Raw genomic sequence first — 16,654 nt, 5'->3', positions numbered from 1 at the left:
ATAATTATAGAATATTTAAAAAACCGAAGTAACGACTTCGGTTTTTTAATACACTAATTTTTCCTTTAAGTATTTTGCGGTATATGATTCTTTAGACTTAATTAGTTCTTCCGGTGTTCCCTCAAATAGGAGGGAACCACCATTTTTACCACCCTCCTTACCAAGGTCTATAATATAATCTGCACATTTTATGAGATCAATATTGTGTTCAATAACTATAATTGAATGTCCTTTGTTTAATAAGGCTTCAAATGATGCCAATAGCTTTTTTATATCATGAAAATGTAGACCAGTAGTAGGCTCATCAAAGATGAACAAAGTTTTATCTTTTGTAGTTCCTTTTACGAGGAATGAGGCTAATTTAATTCGTTGCGCTTCACCACCAGAAAGTGTAGAAGAAGATTGACCTAGTTGTACATACCCTAAGCCAACATCTTGTAAAGGTTGTAATCTAGCTACAATTTTCTTTTGAGCATGCTCTTTAAAGAAAGAAATAGCTTCATCTATTGTTAGACGTAATACATTATCAATAGACTTATCTTCAAACTTTACTTCAAGAATTTCTTTTTTAAATCGTTTTCCATTACAAGTTTCGCAAGTTAAATGGACATCAGCCATAAACTGCATGCCAATGGTTACTTTTCCATCACCCTTACAAGTTTCGCAACGACCACCGTCTACATTAAAAGAGAAATGCTTGGCTTTATAACCTCTAATTTTTGAAAGTTTTTGATTTGTAAATAAAGCACGAATATCATCGTAAGCTTTAATATAGGTAACTGGATTTGATCTACTAGACCTACCTATAGGATTTTGATCTACAAACTCAATATTTTTTATTGCTTCAAATTCGCCATTGAGTTCAGTAAACTGGCCAGGTTTATCACCATAATTATAAAGCTTTTTCTGTAAAGCAGGATATAATATGTTACGGATTAATGTACTCTTACCACTACCAGACACACCAGTAATAACAGTTAAGGTATTTAAAGGAAACTTGACATCGATATTCTTTAAATTATGTTGTCTTGCGCCTTTAATTTCTATAAACTTTTTTGATGTTTTTCTTTTTTCTGGAACTTCTATTCGTAAATTATTATTTAAGTAGTTAGCAGTTAAGGTTTTTTCTTTTAATATTTCTTTAAAACTTCCTTCGGCTACTAATTCTCCACCAAATGTTCCTGCTTCTGGCCCTATATCGATAATGTGATCTGCGGCTTTCATAATATCTTCGTCATGCTCAACAACAATAACAGTATTGCCCAGATTTCGTAATTCTTTTAATACTTTTATCAGCCGTTCGGTATCTTTAGAATGTAATCCGATACTTGGTTCATCTAGAATATACATAGAGCCAACCAAACTGCTTCCTAGTGATGTAGCTAAATTAATTCGTTGACTTTCTCCTCCAGATAAGGTATTTGAGGCTCTATTAAGTGTTAAATAGTTTAAACCAACATCAGATAAGAATTGTAATCGGTTATTTATTTCTTTTAAAAGACGTTTAGCAATACCTTCATCATGTTTAGACAATTTCAGGGTTTTAAAAAACTCTAATATTTCATTAATTGGCATATCAACCAAATCAGTAATTGTTTTATTATCAACCTTAACATTATTGGTTTCTTTGCGTAAACGTTTGCCGTAGCATGTGGTACATTTTGTTTTACCACGATAACGTGATAACATTACCCTGTACTGAATCTTATATGTTTTTTCTTCTAAATGCTTGAAGAACTTATTTAAACCATGAAAGTACCTATTACCTTCCCACAGTAGCTGTTTTTGTTCTTCAGTTAATTCGAAATAGGGCTTATGAATAGGGAAATCAAATTTATAGGCGTTATCAATTAATGCATCTTTATACTCACTAAATGATTCTGATTTCCATGGAACAATAGCATTTTCATAAATTGATAAAGACGTGTTTGGTATTACTAAATCTTGATCTATGCCTATAATATTACCATATCCCTCACAGGTAGGACAAGCACCGTAAGGATTATTAAAACTAAAAAGATGTGTATTTGGTTCTAAAAAAGTAATTCCATCAAGCTCAAATCGATTGTTAAATTTTCTTTGACTATTATCCGCAAGATTTTCGATAATACATTCTCCTTTACCTTCAAAGAAAGCAGTTTGTATAGAATCAGCTATCCTATTAAAGAAATCTCCATCACCTTTAACTACGATTCTATCTACAACTAAATACAAAGTGTCTTTTTTGTTTACCTTATATTCATCTATTCTTATAACGTCATTGTTTACCTTAATTCTAGAATACCCTTGTTGAGCCAATATTTCGAGTACCTTTTCTAATTTTCTACCATTATCAAGTATAATTGGTGCTAATAGTAATAATTTACTTTCTAAATCAAATTCTTTAATGTGATTAATAACATCAGAAACGGTATGTTTTTTTACCTCATTACCAGAAATAGGAGAGTAAGTCTTACCAATTCTTGCATATAATAACTTTAGATAATCATATATTTCTGTAGAAGTACCTACCGTTGAGCGTGGATTAGTACTATTCACCTTTTGTTCAATGGCTATAGCAGGAGCGATACCTTTAATATATTCAACTTTGGGTTTGTTTAATTTACCTAAAAATTGTCTAGCATAAGAAGATAAACTTTCTACATATCTGCGTTGCCCTTCAGCATACAATGTATCAAATGCTAAGCTCGATTTTCCTGAGCCAGATAACCCAGTGATTACCACTAATTTATTTCTTGGTATGGCAACATTTACACTTTTTAGGTTGTGTAAAGCTGCTCCTTTTATAATAATATAGTCTTTAGGATTTAAGTCGTCTATCTTCACGGAAGCCCTTTAAAATAAGAATAACTGCAAAGGTACTTACTTAATTTCTGAAAAAAAACTTAGTTGAAAATAAAATTTTTTTACAAAAAACTTGTTTATATGAAAAGTTTGTGTTTATATTTGTCCCGATCGACTCATAGTGATCAAACAATAAAAAAGGAGCTAGTCTCCCCCTAACTTTAAAATAAAACGCTTATAGTATAGTTCTACTTTTTTATCAAAAATTAATTAAGAAGTCTCATAGCTTCGTAAAAATTAAAAAAGGGAATTATGCAAGCAAACCAATTAAACGACAGCGTTTTAGTTAGCAACTACATTAGCGGAAACGAAAGATCATTAGAAATTCTTATTGGTCGTCACAAACAACGTATTTACAGTTTTATTTACTCTAAAGTTCTTGATAGAGATATCTCTGAAGATATTTTTCAAGACACTTTTATTAAAGTTATAAATACGTTAAAGAAAGGAAACTATAACGAAGAAGGTAAATTTTTACCTTGGGTAATGCGTATTGCGCATAACTTAGTGATAGACCACTTTAGAAAAGATAACAGAATGCCATCATTCAAAAACACTGATGAATTCGATATTTTTTCAGTATTAAGTGATTCTTCTTTAAATGCCGAAAAAAGAATCATTAAAGATCAGATCCACATGGATGTTCGTAACTTAGTTGATGAACTTCCTGAAGACCAAAAACAAGTATTAATGATGCGTATTTATAGAGATATGAGCTTTAAAGAAATCTCTGAACAAACTGGTGTAAGTATTAATACTGCATTAGGTAGAATGCGTTATGCATTAATCAATTTAAGAAAGGTGATAGATAAGAATAAAATAATTTTAACCAACTAACAATAAAGTAAGTTTTTCTGCGTTATCTTTTAAAACCCCAACAAATTAAAAGATTTTATGGAAAAACTTTACTCTAAGGAGTTGCTGAACGAGCAATTCAACCCAAAAGACGAAACTGTTTCATTTTTATTAAATTATTCTAAGTCAATTAGGGTAGTAAGAAACAGAAAAGAGAAACCTATTATGTTTCATTTGAATTAGTTGAAAAAGGCTAGTGAATTATCACTAGCCTTTTTTGATTTTGTAATATTCGTTTAGTACACTCTTTCTACCAATAGTTTTTGTAATAATATCTTTTTCTAAATCCCAACCTCTTGCGGGTGAATAAGCTCTACCATAATAAATAATCTGTAAGTGTAATTTATTCCATGTTTCTTCCGGAAAAAGACGCTTTGCATCCTTTTCTGTTTGTACAACATTTTTACCATTGCTTAAGTTCCATCGATATAGTAGACGATGAATGTGCGTATCTACAGGAAAACTCGGCACTCCAAAAGCTTGACTCATTACTACAGAAGCTGTTTTGTGACCAACTGCTGGTAATTTTTCTAATGCTTCCATATTTTTAGGCACTTTACCATCATGTATATCTATTAAAATGTGCGATAATCCGTAAATTCCTTTAGATTTCATAGGTGAAAGACCAACCGGTTTTATGATTTCGCGAATTTCTTCCATGGTTAATTTAATCATGTCGTATGGATTGTCTGCTTTTTTGAATAGGAGAGGGGTAATAGTATTTACTCGAGCGTCTGTACTTTGAGCAGATAATAGAACAGCAATTAATAAGGTATATGGGTCTTTATGATCTAAAGGAATAGGAGGATTCGGAAATAATTTATTCAAGGTTTTTATAACGAATTCAACGCTTTCTTTTTTTGTCATTTAGTGGTAGCTTTGTATGGCTAAAATACAAATAATGACAACATTGAAAATAGGACAGAAAGCACCAGATTTTGCTGTAAAAGATAATGCCGGGGTATTAAGAAAATTAGAAGATTATAAAGGAAAAAAATTAGTTTTATTCTTTTACCCTAAGGCAAATACAGAAGGTTGTACTTTTGAAGCTTGCAATCTAAGGGATAATTATAAAAGATTTCAATCTATTGGTTATGAAATACTTGGGGTGAGTGCAGACACAGCTAGAAAACAACAGAATTGGATTAATAAACATAATTTTCCATTTCCTTTATTAGCAGATATTGATAAAGAAGTGATTTTGGCATATAAAGTTTGGGGTCCGAAAAAATTTATGGGTAGAGAATTTGATGGAATTCACAGAACAACATTTGTGATCGATGAAGAAAGTGTTATAGAAGATATTATTCTTAAAGTAAAAACTAAAGAGCACACAGCTCAATTATTAGATAAATAAAAAGCGAATCTGATTAAGATTCGCCCTTTTTTAATATGGGGACTATATTAAGTTCAAAATTATTAAGCCTTTGTTCTACTGTTGTTAACTCTAAATAACAATAACAGATTAATAATTAATTCTTTTTGTAGAATCTCAGCTCAATCGTCATTTTAAATATTTGTAATTCTCTATTAATCAACTTATTTATTGTGCACATTAAATAATCAAAAAAAATGAACTTATAATATTAAAAATAACATCTGAACGTTATCAAATATAGTAAAATATTCTAATTTTTAGTGTTGTAGCTTACCAAATAAGGTTTTAAGGTCGGTTTATCGCTTACCAACTATACGTCTTCTTGAAAATCCAAATAATCGATGCTCTTTAATGATTTCGGCTACACCATCAGGCAGCATTTCCTCCCATCCTTCTTCACCATCCATAATCATTTTTAGAACTTTTCGAGAGAAAATATCTAAAATTTCAGGATCAAAGTCTTTAATATCTAGCATTTTTCCATTGTATTTAAAGAATTTATACAATTCTTTCATACGTGGATGCACTTTTAAATTTTCACTAGTAATAAACTCTTCGCTGTCTTGATCTTTAAGAGGGTATAAGTATACTTTTAAATCTTTAAAGAATAATTTACCAAATGCTTCAAGTATACCACCACTTAAATGACGATAGTATTTTTCATCAAAAATTTGCACCAAATTATAAACACCCATGGCTAATGCCATACGTGCTTTTGTAAACTCAGAGAAGTATTCAACTAATTTGTAGTATTCCTGAAAGTTAGTTATCATAACTGTCTGACCAAGAGAGCATAATAATTCCGCTCTATCTAAGAAATCACGCTCATTTATTTTACCTTCTGCTCTTAAATTGGCTAAAGTAATTTCAAAAATTACTTTGCTCTTCTTTTCATCTACAGTTCGCTCTTGTAAGAACATGTCATATGCTTTTTCATACATATCCATGTTCACTTTAGTTACAGGTCTAAAACTTCCACGTAAAGCAAGTATGTTCTTTTTATATAATTCTTGAGCTGGTAATAAGTTATTACCATCTGGTCCGAACATTACAGCATCTGTCATACCATTACGGACTAATTGTAAGCTCATTAAGCGGTTGTCAACATATGTAAATCGTGGCCCAGAAAAATTGATCATGTCAATCTCTATCTGATCTCTATCTAAATGATCGTAAAAAGATTTTAAAAGATCTTTAGGTCTGTCATTCATGTAAAAGGCTCCATAAAGAAGATTTACACCTAATATACCTAGTGTTTCTTGTTGCAAACGTGCATCTGTCTGCTTAAAACGGATGTGCATTACAATTTCATTATAATCTTCTAGGGCATCTAATTGAAACTTAACACCAACCCAACCATGACCTTTAAATTTTTTAGCAAAGTCTATTGTAGCTACGGTATTAGCATAAGTAAAGAATAATTTATCTGGGTGTTTGTCTCTACTTAAACGATCTTCCATTAATTCAATCTCATGCGTAAGCATCCTCTTTAAACGAGGTTCTGTAACATAGCGCTTGTCTTTTTCTATACCATAGATAGCGTCAGAAAAATCTTTATCGTAGGCAGACATTGCTTTAGCAATAGTGCCTGATGCACCACCAGCTCTAAAAAAATTACGTACAGTTTCTTGACCTGCGCCAATTTCAGCAAAGGTTCCGTATAAAAATTCGTTTAAATTAATTCGAAGTGCTTTTCTTTTAACCGAGGGGATATTTTCGATTTCTTTGTCTCCCTTAAGAGTAATAGACATTTTACTAAGCGTTTTTGTTTGTTACAAATGTACTAACAATGATTAATTCTATTAAATAAATTAGCGTTATTTTTGAGAAATTTTTCTGAATGGTCGTTACATTTTTAGGCACAGGAACTTCACAAGGAATACCAATTATTGGCAATGACCACCCAGTATGCTTATCTGATGATCAAAGAGATAAAAGGCTGAGAAGTTCTATTATGTTAGAATGGAATGACTATCGTTTTATTGTTGATTGTGGGCCAGATTTTAGACAACAGTTATTACGTGAAAAGGTAAATAGGATTGATGGTATACTTTTTACCCATGAACATGCAGATCATACCGCTGGTTTAGATGATATTAGGCCATTTACTCATAAAATGGGAGACGTGCCTCTTTTTGTGCCCGAACGGATCACTGATAATTTGCAACAACGGTTTTATTATATTTTTACTAAAGTAAATCGTTATCCTGGAGCGCCTAGCGCCTCTATAGAGATTTTATATAATAAACCATTTGTTTTAGGTGATAAGAATGTTATTCCTGTAGAGTATATGCATGGTAGGATACCAATCTTTGGATATCGCATTGATGATTTTGCTTATTTAACTGATTTTAAATCAATTTCTGATAGGGAAAAAGAAAAGTTAAACGATTTGGATGTACTAATAATTAGTACTTTACGTATAGAATCGCATCCTACACATTTAAATCTTGAGGAAGCCTTGGCTTTTATAAATAAATTAAAGCCTAAAAGAGCCTATTTAACACATATTAGCCATAGATTAGGATTCCATACTGAAGTTGAAAAAGAACTGCCAGAAAATGTGCGTTTAGCGTACGATGGGTTAAAAATTAACGTTTAGATATTTTTGAAAATAAATGAAAGCTAATTTTAAAAGTTTATTTACAGTTTTATTGATGTTGTGTATTTTTTCGATAAATGCACAGCAAGAAAAGGATAGTATAGAGCGAGAATCTATCTGGCAAATGATGAAATATGATGGTAAAACAGCATTTGAAGGGTTAAAACATGCATATACAAGACCTTTGCACTGGAAAGGAGATGATTTTTTAAAATTAGGAGGTGTTGCTCTTAGCACTATTATTTTGTACAGTTTTGACGAAGAAAGCTCAGAATATTTTATAAATCAAGAAGAAAATGCACCTCAGATTTTAAAAGAATTTGGTTGGTATTTTGGTGCACCACAAAATAACTATATGCTTTCTGCTGGTATTTATGGTGTTGGATTATTTACAAGAAACGAAAAGATTAGACATACAGGTGTTTTATTAATTGCATCTGCTACTGCCGCTGGTTTTATACAAACATTATCTAAAAATGCTTTTGGTAGAGCTAGACCTTTAACTTTTGAAGGTAGAGGCTCTTTTAAACCTTTTAGTAGCGAAGGTGCCTATCACTCATTCCCGTCGGGGCATGCTATTTTATCATTTACCACAGCACATGCGGTTGCTAGACAGTTTGATAACTGGTGGGTAAAAGCACCAATTTATGGCGCAGGTCTAATTGCCCCAATTTCTAGACTATGGTCTGGCTCACATTGGTTAACAGATGTTACCATTGGTATAGTTTTAAGTGTTTTTATTGTAGACAGCATAGATAATTACTTAAAAGACAATAATAAATACAAGTTTAAAAGAAAAAATAAAATTTCTTGGCGATTAAATGTTAGCCCGAATAAGCTTGGTTTTGTAGGGACTTTTTAAAATTTCGCTCATAGGCTTTGTTGGCATGTCGTTCTTTTCTTATGATAAAATTTTACAATTTGTATTATTTAATTCCGAATCACACGCAAGTTTGGATGAGACAACTTTTTCTAGAATCACTTTCTTCATTGCCTTTAATTCCGTTATTTTTTTGTCAATCTTTTTTATTTTATCCTCAACTTTTAATTCTATTGTAGAACAGTTGGCCTTATTCAATTCAAACAATTCTAGAACTTCTGCTATTTCATTAAGAGTAAAACCGAAACTTTTCGATTTTTTTATTAGAAATAAGGTGTTAAGGTTCTGCTCACTATATTGCTTATAATTATTCCATTCAGATTCTGAACGATTAACCTTAATTAGTCCTTTCTTTTCGTAAAATCGTATGGTATCTCGAGATAAGCCCGTTTTATTTGAAATTTCTCCTATTAGCATAATTTTTTTCTAAAAATAGTGATTTTTTCCTTGACCGTTGACTATACTCCATGGTTTATCTTTGCCAATATGTCAAATAAAAATGAAATGAAGTTCTCGAGAATAAGGACTATTTGGGGAAATTTAACATCTGGGTTCAATGGGCTTTCGCCAAAAAAACCATTAGCATGTACAGCCAACTGTTGCGAAAAAAAATCTATTTCCATTAAGCAAAAAACCTCAATTGATTTCGAAATAGGTAAGCAAGAATACGAATTAATAGCCTGTAATTTAATAGAATCTAAACTGGCTGAAAGAAAAAATGAACTTCAAAAAGAAGTGTTTTCTAGAGTAAGGAGTACTAAAGAAATCGAAGCGGGATTTTTATTTTCCTTTCCATACGATGAAAAATTCTTATTAAAAATGACAGAATATATTATAACAGAAAAAAGATGTTGTCCCTTTTTCACATTTGAAATTAAGATCCATCGAACAAATAGTATTCTGCTCAAAATTTCAGGGCTTTTAGAGTCTAAAAAGATGCTGGAAATGTTTTTAGCTGAATATAATTGAAAACTATGAGATTATACAACAAATACCTTCTTCCAAAGGTGATTGATTGGACTTGCAATCAACAACCAAATATGAAGCAAAGAGAAAAAATTATTCCTTTAGCTAGTGGCAATGTTTTGGAAATTGGTGTTGGTTCGGGTTTGAATTTGCCCTTTTACAATAAAGAAAAAGTGAAAAACCTTTTAGCTATTGACCCTTCTATCGAACTATGGAATAAAAATCGCGTAGAGACTAAAGAATTATCTTTTGAATTCAATTTCGTAAAAGCAGTTGCTGAAAATATTCCTTCTAACAATAATAGTTTTGATACAGTTGTTTTTACCTACACACTCTGTTCGATACCTAATATAACTGAGGCTTTTGATGAAATTAAAAGAGTACTAAAAACAAACGGAAAAGTTATTTTTTGTGAACATGGTAAAGCTCCAGAAAAATCTGTTCAAAAATGGCAAAATTTCATTAATCCAATCTGGAAACAATTAGGTGGTGGTTGTACGCTCAATAGAGATATTCCAACCATTATTGAGGAAAATGGATTAATAATAAATACATTGGACTCTAAATATATTCCCGGTTGGAAACCTGCCAGTTATAATTTTCTTGGCACGGCAAAATTGCGATAGAATACATGCAAACTATATGGATTATCAATTCGTTTTAATACTTCGACTACACTCAGTACAGGTTAATATTATTCTACCGATAAGCAAAGTTCACTCAAACTTTATAGATAATCAATACTGGTATTAAATTTTCATCAACAAGTTTACTAGCCAGATATTGTTGTTAACTTTTGGGTCTAGATTAATACTATCTTCTTTCCAATAAGTAAAAGATAAAGAGTAGGTGTCATTTAGCTTCCAATTTATGCCTGGCATATAACGAATACGTTGCCATTGCTCAAATCCATTTAATCGAAACCAAGGCTCTATACCAAAAAAGGGTTTTACTTTTCCTTTGTTATACATAAATCGAAGACTCCATCGTAAAAAATCTGGATCTTTACGATCGTTTATATCTAACGCTAGGTGATATCGTAATCTATTATCAATTTTTATGGTTCCTTTTGTAAAACCATACGCAATATCTGGCCAAATAAATTGTCTAGGCTTTTGATCTGGTATAAACCAAGTTCTAGAACTTAATTGCGCTGACCAACCTTTACCAAGTTTATAATTAGCAAAAATATCTATTGATGCATTTTGGAAGTCAGAAATATCATCATTAAACCTAAATATAGGTTTCAAATTCAAAGTCAATTTATCTGAAGCCTTCGTTTGTAATTGTACAGAACTCCATAATATATTATCATTTTGAGCATAACAAAATGAAACGAATAAAATAATAATGCAGGTTAAGTAATTTTTCATTTTAAATACGTTCTTCTATCCAAGATTTTAAAGCATAAAAATTTTGTGGAGCTACACCATGGCCAACAGGATATTCTTGATAACTATTTTCGATATTCAAGCTATCTAAAAATGGCTTAGCTTTTCGCCCCCAATCAACAGGTAATACCTGATCTACACTGCCATGAGAAATAAAAAAGTCCAAATTTTTATAATTTTCTGAATTTAAATTTTCTGATAATAATTCATTATTAATATAACCACTTAAGGCTACAACATGTTGTACTTTTTCTGGATAGTTTAAAGCAACTGCATAGCTCAAAATAGTACCTTGACTGAATCCTAGTAAAAAAGTATTATCATTATTTACCTTAAATTCTTGTTTTACCTCATCTATGAAAGTAGCAATAGTGTCTCTAGCTGATTTAGCTTGAGGAATATCAGAAAATTTACCGTCTGTATTGTCAAAATGTATTTCGTACCAGGCATAGCTACTTGGCATTAAAGTTAATGGTGCTCGAGCGCTTATAATTAATAGTTCATTTGGCAATTCACCTGCAAAAGAAAAAAGATCTTGCTCGTTACTACCATAACCATGTAATAAGATGATTAGCGGAGGATTTTCTATTGTTGTTTTTGGCTGTCTTACTAAATATTCTAATGATAATTGTTTCATGTAATAAAATAAAAAGTCGCACAATTTGTGCGACTCAAAAATATATGTTTCTATTCTTTTATCCTATTCCTTTAAACCATTCTTGAAACTGGTCTCCTAATAACGGAACTTTCTTTTCTTCACCTTGTATAGCACCAATAAAACCTATTATCCAAAGAACTAATAATCCTAAATCTAATACCCAAGCTATCATACCGATACCTAAATACCTTTCTAAAAAGTAAATAATAAGGTGAATTGCTATTAAACCTACAACTTGTCTAATATGGAAAGAAGCAAATGAATTCTTCTTAGAGCTGTTCATAACAAAAGCTATTATTAAGCCAATAATCCATAGATAAGCTATTATTGCAGTTGTTTTCCCTTCTTTTACGGTTACATTTTCCATTTGATTTTTACATTTTGGTTAATTGTAGTAAATATAATAATATTAATTGATAGCTAATTTATTGTTTGCAATAATTCCGTAGGCTTTCCCTTTTAATTTTTTATTTAAAAATATTGAGTTTTTCGATTTAGACAGAATGTGATCTTCGCTAAAAGTATATTCTACCGAAGGATCGAATAATGTTAGATTTGCTTTTTCTCCTTTTTTAATACTTATTGGCTCTAAACCAAATCGCTTACGCGGAAGTTCACTCAAGCATTTTATAATATCATTTAATTCAATTACTGAATTAACTGCTCCGAAAAGGCTTTCTAATCCGATTGTTCCGTCTAAAGCATTCTCAAACTCCAACTTTTTGTTTTCTATATCTATAGGATTATGATCAGAAGTTATAACATCTATAGTTCCATCTGAGATGCCTTTTCTTAGTGCTTTACAGTCTTTTTCTGAGCGTAGTGGTGGAGAAACCTTATAGTTAGAGTCGAAAGGCGATAACTCATCGTCTGTTAAGCTTAAATGATGTGCAGATACACTACAGCTTACATCTAAACCTTTCTTTTTAGCTTCTTTTATCAATTTTACAGAGCCAGCTGTGGTAATAGTTGGTATATGTAATTTGCCTCCTGTATATTCTAATAAAAAAAGATCTCTAGAAACCTGAAGCTCTTCTGCTAAAGCAGGATTTCCTTTTAATCCTAATCGAGTACTGTTATACCCTTCGTTAGCTAATCCGTTATTCGAAATCTGATTATTGTCAGGGTAACTCAATACTAAACCGTTAAAATTTTGGGTATATAATTGGGCAACCTTCATAAGATTGGCATTGCTAATTGATTTATTATAATCACCAAATGCAATAGCGCCAGATTGCTGCATATCATACAATTCAGCCAGATCTTTACCTTCAGAATTCTTGGTTAAACTAGCAATTGGGTACAAACCAATAATTCCATTAGCTGAGTTAACTAGAAACTCAACAGCTGACTTATTATCTATAAACGGATTTGTATTAGAATTAATGGCAACAGCTGTAAATCCACTCGCTGCCGCTACTTTTAATCCATTTTCTATGGTTTCACGCTCTTCAAAGCCAGGTTCGCCAAAGGAAATGCTTGTATCAAACCAACCACAAGAAACATGTAAGTGATCTAGCTTTAATTCTTTGTATTTGTTCGAGTTAGCGACGTTATTGGCTACCTTGGTAATAACACCGTTTTCAATTAAAATGTCTTTTTGTTGTCCATTGTGCGGACTATTCGAATCAATAATTGTTGCTGACTTTATAAGAACATTCATGATTTTAAAAATTTAAGTAGTCCAATTTCTGCTAGTAAAAATAATATGGCTAGCAGTAAAAAAACTTGCCAAAGATTACTTGTTTGATATTCTTTATTTATTGTTTTTAATACATCTTGTACAGAATCGAAATACTTTACATTCGATTTTTCTTTAGTAAATGATTCAACGTCATTATAAGTTAAACTACTTTCGTTTCTATCGTAATTAAATGCAATATTTTTAATGACTTGATCTTTATTCTTTAACTGATAAAATCCACTTTTCAAAGGTTGATTATTTAAAGTGATTTTAACTGAAGAATTACCTATTTGTTGTAGTGGAATAAAACTTTCGGTATCATTTGCTATTTGTAAAATATCATCTTTATTAAGCTTTGCTTTAACTTCAAGTTGATTGTTTCTTTCAATAGTATAATTCAATTCTGAATGCTTGTAACTATTTTTACCAAAGTTGTAAAAAATGGGTACAATTAAAGGTGAATTTTTAAAATTAGAATTGTCTTTATTAATACTAGAAGCTAAAAAATAAACTGTTCTATTTCTAATTTTAGATTGTGATATAAAAGATGATTCGTTTTCAAATTTTAGGATAGATGAACTATTTGGTAAAGAGGTACTATAATATGATTTTACAGTTGGATATTGAAAATTTTTGATTTGTTTTTCAAAGACATTATTTAGTAGCGGATGTGAAAAATTAATATCAGTTATAGCTAATTCATTTTCTATTTTGTTATTTAAACTACCTAAACCTAAAGTATTTAATAAAGCATTGTAAGAGTTAATATCACTATTAACATTTGGAATAATAACTAAACTTCCTCCATTATTCGTAAAACTTAATAAGTTGCTAACTAAAGAATTGGGGATGTTTTCTAATTCGTTAATAATGATGAGATTTTGCTCTAAAATAGAACTATAATCTAATTGATTAAGTTGAGTAGAGGTATAATTAAACTCATTTGCTGTATAAATTCTCGATAAATAATCTATATCATCGCCAATAGCTAATACGTTTATTTTATCAGCCTTATTTATGGAAAAATAGAGTTCGTTGTCAAAAGTTAGATTCGAATCATCGAGCACTAAACGACCATTGAAATTACCATTATTTGGGATGACAAATTCAGTGATTTCTTTATCCTTTTTTGTGAATTCTACATTAGATTTGCCTTGTAAAATAGTATTGTTATATAAAGAGATACTAACGTTTTCGGCACTAGAATTATAGTTTTTAAGAATAGCTTCTAGCGTAATATTTTCGTTATTTTGGCTAGAAATATATATACTATCTATACTGATGTTTTCTTGCCTAACTGGTTTTAACTGAACAAAATTATATGAATTAACACTATCAATATTTATTTTTTTATTATTTTGAAAATCAGATATTAAAATAACTTCATTTAAAGTATTTTTATTATTTTTTAATTCATTTTTTATTTTAAATAGTGTAGCATTTATATCTTGTTTTATTGGGTGGTAGTTAAGTTCTAATAATTCCTTTTTTAAATCTTCTTGTGAAAGGTTTTTTAAAAACTTATCATTCGTAATTAAATTAACATTTTTAGTATTTGAGAAATTTTCAATAATGTCTTGACTAGCTCTTTTAAGCAATTCACCTTTACTACCTTTGGCTTGCATGCTATAAGAATTATCAAGATAGATATAGGTATTTTGTACTTCTTCCTTTTTAAGATTACTCAAATATGGTTGAGCAAATGCAAAAATCAATCCCGTTAAGGCTAACAATCTTGCACAAAGAATCAAGAATTTCTTCAATTTAGAACTTTTTCGAGTTTGTAATTCTACCTGTTTTAAGAATTTTACATTGGTAAAAGGAACTTTTTCGAAACGTCTTAGTTGAAATAAATGAACAATGATAGGAATGAGTAGCAAAAATAAAGCGTAAAGAATCTCTGGGTGCTTAAATTGCATTGTTCAAATTGATTTGTCAAAAGTAATAATTTATATAGAAGTACAAAAAGGAAAATGTTAATGTAAAATTAAATCTGTAATTTGGTAAGGAAAATCGGTTTATACTGTCGAAATTAGAAATATTTAGATTATGAAAGACATTTTATCCATTTCCATTATTTTTTTTCTTGCATTAAATTTTAATACAGTTAAGGCTCAAGAAATGAATAACGAAGAGCTTGGTAAAATTATCTATGTTGTAGCAGATAGCTTAAGAGGTAAAGAAGGAAATTGGCAATTTATGATGAAAGATAGATTATTATTTTGTGTTACCGACCAAAATAATAATAGAATGCGAATTATGTCACCAATTATAGAACAAAAAAAATTAGCGTATACAGATATGTTAAAGGTTATGGAAGCAAATTTTCATACAGCTTTAGATGTTAAATATGCTATTTCTAACGATTTGCTCTGGTCTGTATTTATTCATCCGCTAAAAGAGCTAGACAGAGAACAAGTTGTTAGTGCAATACAACAGGTTTATACTGCAGCACATACATATGGCACAACCTACAACAGTACGGGACTGACTTTTCCTGATAAGAGGAAAGAGAAACTAGAAGAAAAAAAGAAAAAGATCTAATAATCTGTTTTAATTGACTTATCAAAAGGCACTTTAAATTGATACAATACATCTTCATCAAGCTTACCGTCTAAAACATCTAAACCATAGACTACTTTTTTAGGATCATCATATACAAGGGTGCCGAAAATGCGATCCCAAAAAGAGAATATATTTCCGAAGTTAGTATCCGTCCACGGTCTTTCAAAGTGGTGATGAAATTTATGCATATTTGGTGTTATAAATACGAGGCTTAAGGGTTTATCAATCCATTTAGGCATATTTACATTTGCATGAGAAAAATAGGTAAAAAAGATAGAGGCAACTTTATATACCACATAAAAAGCAAAAGGCATACCTAAAAGGATGACTGCAAGTAAAGCAAAAATTTCACGTAGTACATAATCACCTGGGTGGTGACGAGTTCCAGTAGTAGCATCTACTTTGGTATCGCTATGGTGTATCATATGGAATTTCCACATCCATTTTACTTTATGCAATAAATAATGCACTACATACTGTGCAACAAAATCTAAAAATAAAATTGCTATTAAGAGCTCAACCCAAATAGGTAAATCAACTAAGTATAATAACCCTAATTGATTTTCTGCTAAATAATGAAATACACCAACAGTTGCAATACCAAATATGACATTGATAGCTAGGCTACATGCTAAGAAAATAAGATTAACACCTGCATGAGACCATTTTTTATAATTGAAGTTCACTAAAGGAAATCCGCCTTCGAAGCCCCAACTAATACTAAGACAAACAAAAATCCAAACTAATTTTTGCCAAGAAGGCATCTGCTCAAAAAATAATAAGAAACTTTCCACTATACTTCAATTTTGGGTTTTACAAAAGTAACAAATG

The 16,654-nt window shown here is 30.6% G+C and carries 17 protein-coding genes; 7 read left to right on the top strand and 10 right to left on the bottom strand.

Going from position 1 to position 16,654, the window contains the following annotated elements:
- Positions 1-45: 45 nt before the first annotated feature.
- Entirely contained in the window at positions 46-2,826 is a 2,781-nt protein-coding gene (uvrA, locus tag AC3IF2_RS06450; protein ID WP_489166249.1) for an excinuclease ABC subunit UvrA, read from the bottom strand.
- Between the two features lie 270 nt (positions 2,827-3,096).
- Here uvrA and AC3IF2_RS06445 point away from each other — a divergent pair, with 270 nt between their 5' ends.
- Positions 3,097-3,681 carry an RNA polymerase sigma factor gene (locus tag AC3IF2_RS06445; RefSeq protein WP_489166248.1) on the top strand — a complete coding sequence of 195 codons (585 nt, stop codon included), beginning with the start codon at positions 3,097-3,099 and terminating at the stop codon, positions 3,679-3,681.
- 225 nt (positions 3,682-3,906) lie between these two features.
- On the opposite strand, the gene AC3IF2_RS06440 is transcribed toward AC3IF2_RS06445, so the two are convergent.
- On the bottom strand, positions 3,907-4,566 hold the full coding sequence (locus tag AC3IF2_RS06440) for an endonuclease III domain-containing protein (protein WP_489166247.1): 660 nt from the start codon (positions 4,564-4,566) through the stop codon (positions 3,907-3,909).
- A gap of 34 nt (positions 4,567-4,600) precedes the next feature.
- On the opposite strand from AC3IF2_RS06440, the gene bcp reads away from it, so the two are divergent.
- Positions 4,601-5,056 (top strand): thioredoxin-dependent thiol peroxidase, encoded by a 456-nt coding sequence (gene bcp, locus AC3IF2_RS06435; protein ID WP_489166246.1) that lies wholly within the window; start codon positions 4,601-4,603, stop codon positions 5,054-5,056.
- A gap of 317 nt (positions 5,057-5,373) precedes the next feature.
- Here bcp and AC3IF2_RS06430 read toward each other — a convergent pair whose 3' ends face one another.
- Positions 5,374-6,828: a TonB-dependent receptor gene (locus AC3IF2_RS06430; RefSeq protein WP_489166245.1), complete on the bottom strand. Its 1,455-nt coding sequence runs from the start codon at positions 6,826-6,828 to the stop codon at positions 5,374-5,376.
- Between the two features lie 89 nt (positions 6,829-6,917).
- Between AC3IF2_RS06430 and AC3IF2_RS06425 the strand changes: the two genes are divergently transcribed.
- Together AC3IF2_RS06425 and AC3IF2_RS06420 are read left to right on the top strand one after the other, a co-directional pair.
- The gene (locus AC3IF2_RS06425; RefSeq protein WP_489166244.1) at positions 6,918-7,679 is read left to right on the top strand and encodes an MBL fold metallo-hydrolase; all 762 of its coding nucleotides are present in this window, start codon (positions 6,918-6,920) and stop codon (positions 7,677-7,679) included.
- 16 nt (positions 7,680-7,695) lie between these two features.
- Positions 7,696-8,541, top strand: coding sequence for a phosphatase PAP2 family protein (locus AC3IF2_RS06420; protein WP_489166243.1), 846 nt, complete (start codon positions 7,696-7,698; stop codon positions 8,539-8,541).
- A gap of 39 nt (positions 8,542-8,580) precedes the next feature.
- On the opposite strand, the gene AC3IF2_RS06415 is transcribed toward AC3IF2_RS06420, so the two are convergent.
- Entirely contained in the window at positions 8,581-8,976 is a 396-nt protein-coding gene (locus AC3IF2_RS06415) for a MerR family transcriptional regulator (protein WP_489166242.1), read from the bottom strand.
- A gap of 69 nt (positions 8,977-9,045) precedes the next feature.
- On the opposite strand from AC3IF2_RS06415, the gene AC3IF2_RS06410 reads away from it, so the two are divergent.
- Both AC3IF2_RS06410 and AC3IF2_RS06405 read left to right on the top strand, forming a co-directional pair.
- The gene (locus AC3IF2_RS06410) at positions 9,046-9,528 is read left to right on the top strand and encodes a hypothetical protein (protein ID WP_489166241.1); all 483 of its coding nucleotides are present in this window, start codon (positions 9,046-9,048) and stop codon (positions 9,526-9,528) included.
- A 5-nt stretch (positions 9,529-9,533) separates the two neighbouring features.
- Entirely contained in the window at positions 9,534-10,151 is a 618-nt protein-coding gene (locus tag AC3IF2_RS06405; protein WP_489166240.1) for a class I SAM-dependent methyltransferase, read from the top strand.
- Between the two features lie 123 nt (positions 10,152-10,274).
- Here the strand turns inward: AC3IF2_RS06405 and AC3IF2_RS06400 are convergent, their stop codons facing one another.
- The 5 genes from AC3IF2_RS06400 to AC3IF2_RS06380 are packed head-to-tail and all read right to left on the bottom strand — an operon-like array spanning position 10,275 to position 15,177.
- Positions 10,275-10,898 (bottom strand): DUF2490 domain-containing protein, encoded by a 624-nt coding sequence (locus AC3IF2_RS06400; protein WP_489166239.1) that lies wholly within the window; start codon positions 10,896-10,898, stop codon positions 10,275-10,277.
- Between the two features lies 1 nt (position 10,899).
- The gene (locus AC3IF2_RS06395; protein ID WP_489166238.1) at positions 10,900-11,553 is read right to left on the bottom strand and encodes an alpha/beta hydrolase; all 654 of its coding nucleotides are present in this window, start codon (positions 11,551-11,553) and stop codon (positions 10,900-10,902) included.
- A 58-nt stretch (positions 11,554-11,611) separates the two neighbouring features.
- On the bottom strand, positions 11,612-11,941 hold the full coding sequence (locus tag AC3IF2_RS06390) for a DUF4870 domain-containing protein (RefSeq protein ID WP_489166237.1): 330 nt from the start codon (positions 11,939-11,941) through the stop codon (positions 11,612-11,614).
- A gap of 42 nt (positions 11,942-11,983) precedes the next feature.
- Positions 11,984-13,237, bottom strand: coding sequence for a dihydroorotase (locus tag AC3IF2_RS06385; RefSeq protein WP_489166236.1), 1,254 nt, complete (start codon positions 13,235-13,237; stop codon positions 11,984-11,986).
- Entirely contained in the window at positions 13,234-15,177 is a 1,944-nt protein-coding gene (locus tag AC3IF2_RS06380; protein ID WP_489166235.1) for a BatA domain-containing protein, read from the bottom strand. The genes AC3IF2_RS06385 and AC3IF2_RS06380 overlap by 4 nt, the downstream gene beginning before the upstream one ends.
- Positions 15,178-15,307: 130 nt before the next feature.
- Here AC3IF2_RS06380 and AC3IF2_RS06375 point away from each other — a divergent pair, with 130 nt between their 5' ends.
- Positions 15,308-15,802, top strand: coding sequence for a type III secretion system chaperone family protein (locus AC3IF2_RS06375; RefSeq protein ID WP_489166234.1), 495 nt, complete (start codon positions 15,308-15,310; stop codon positions 15,800-15,802).
- Here AC3IF2_RS06375 and AC3IF2_RS06370 read toward each other — a convergent pair.
- A complete protein-coding gene (locus AC3IF2_RS06370) occupies positions 15,799-16,617 on the bottom strand; it encodes a sterol desaturase family protein (RefSeq protein ID WP_489166233.1) in 819 nt (272 codons plus the stop codon). The two genes, AC3IF2_RS06375 and AC3IF2_RS06370, sit on opposite strands and share 4 nt — an antisense overlap.
- Between the last annotated feature and the right edge of the window lie 37 nt (positions 16,618-16,654).

Source organism: Maritimimonas rapanae (assembly GCF_057837205.1).
The sequence above is the reverse complement of the archived record's forward strand: the minus strand, read 5'-3'. Positions and strand labels throughout refer to the sequence as shown.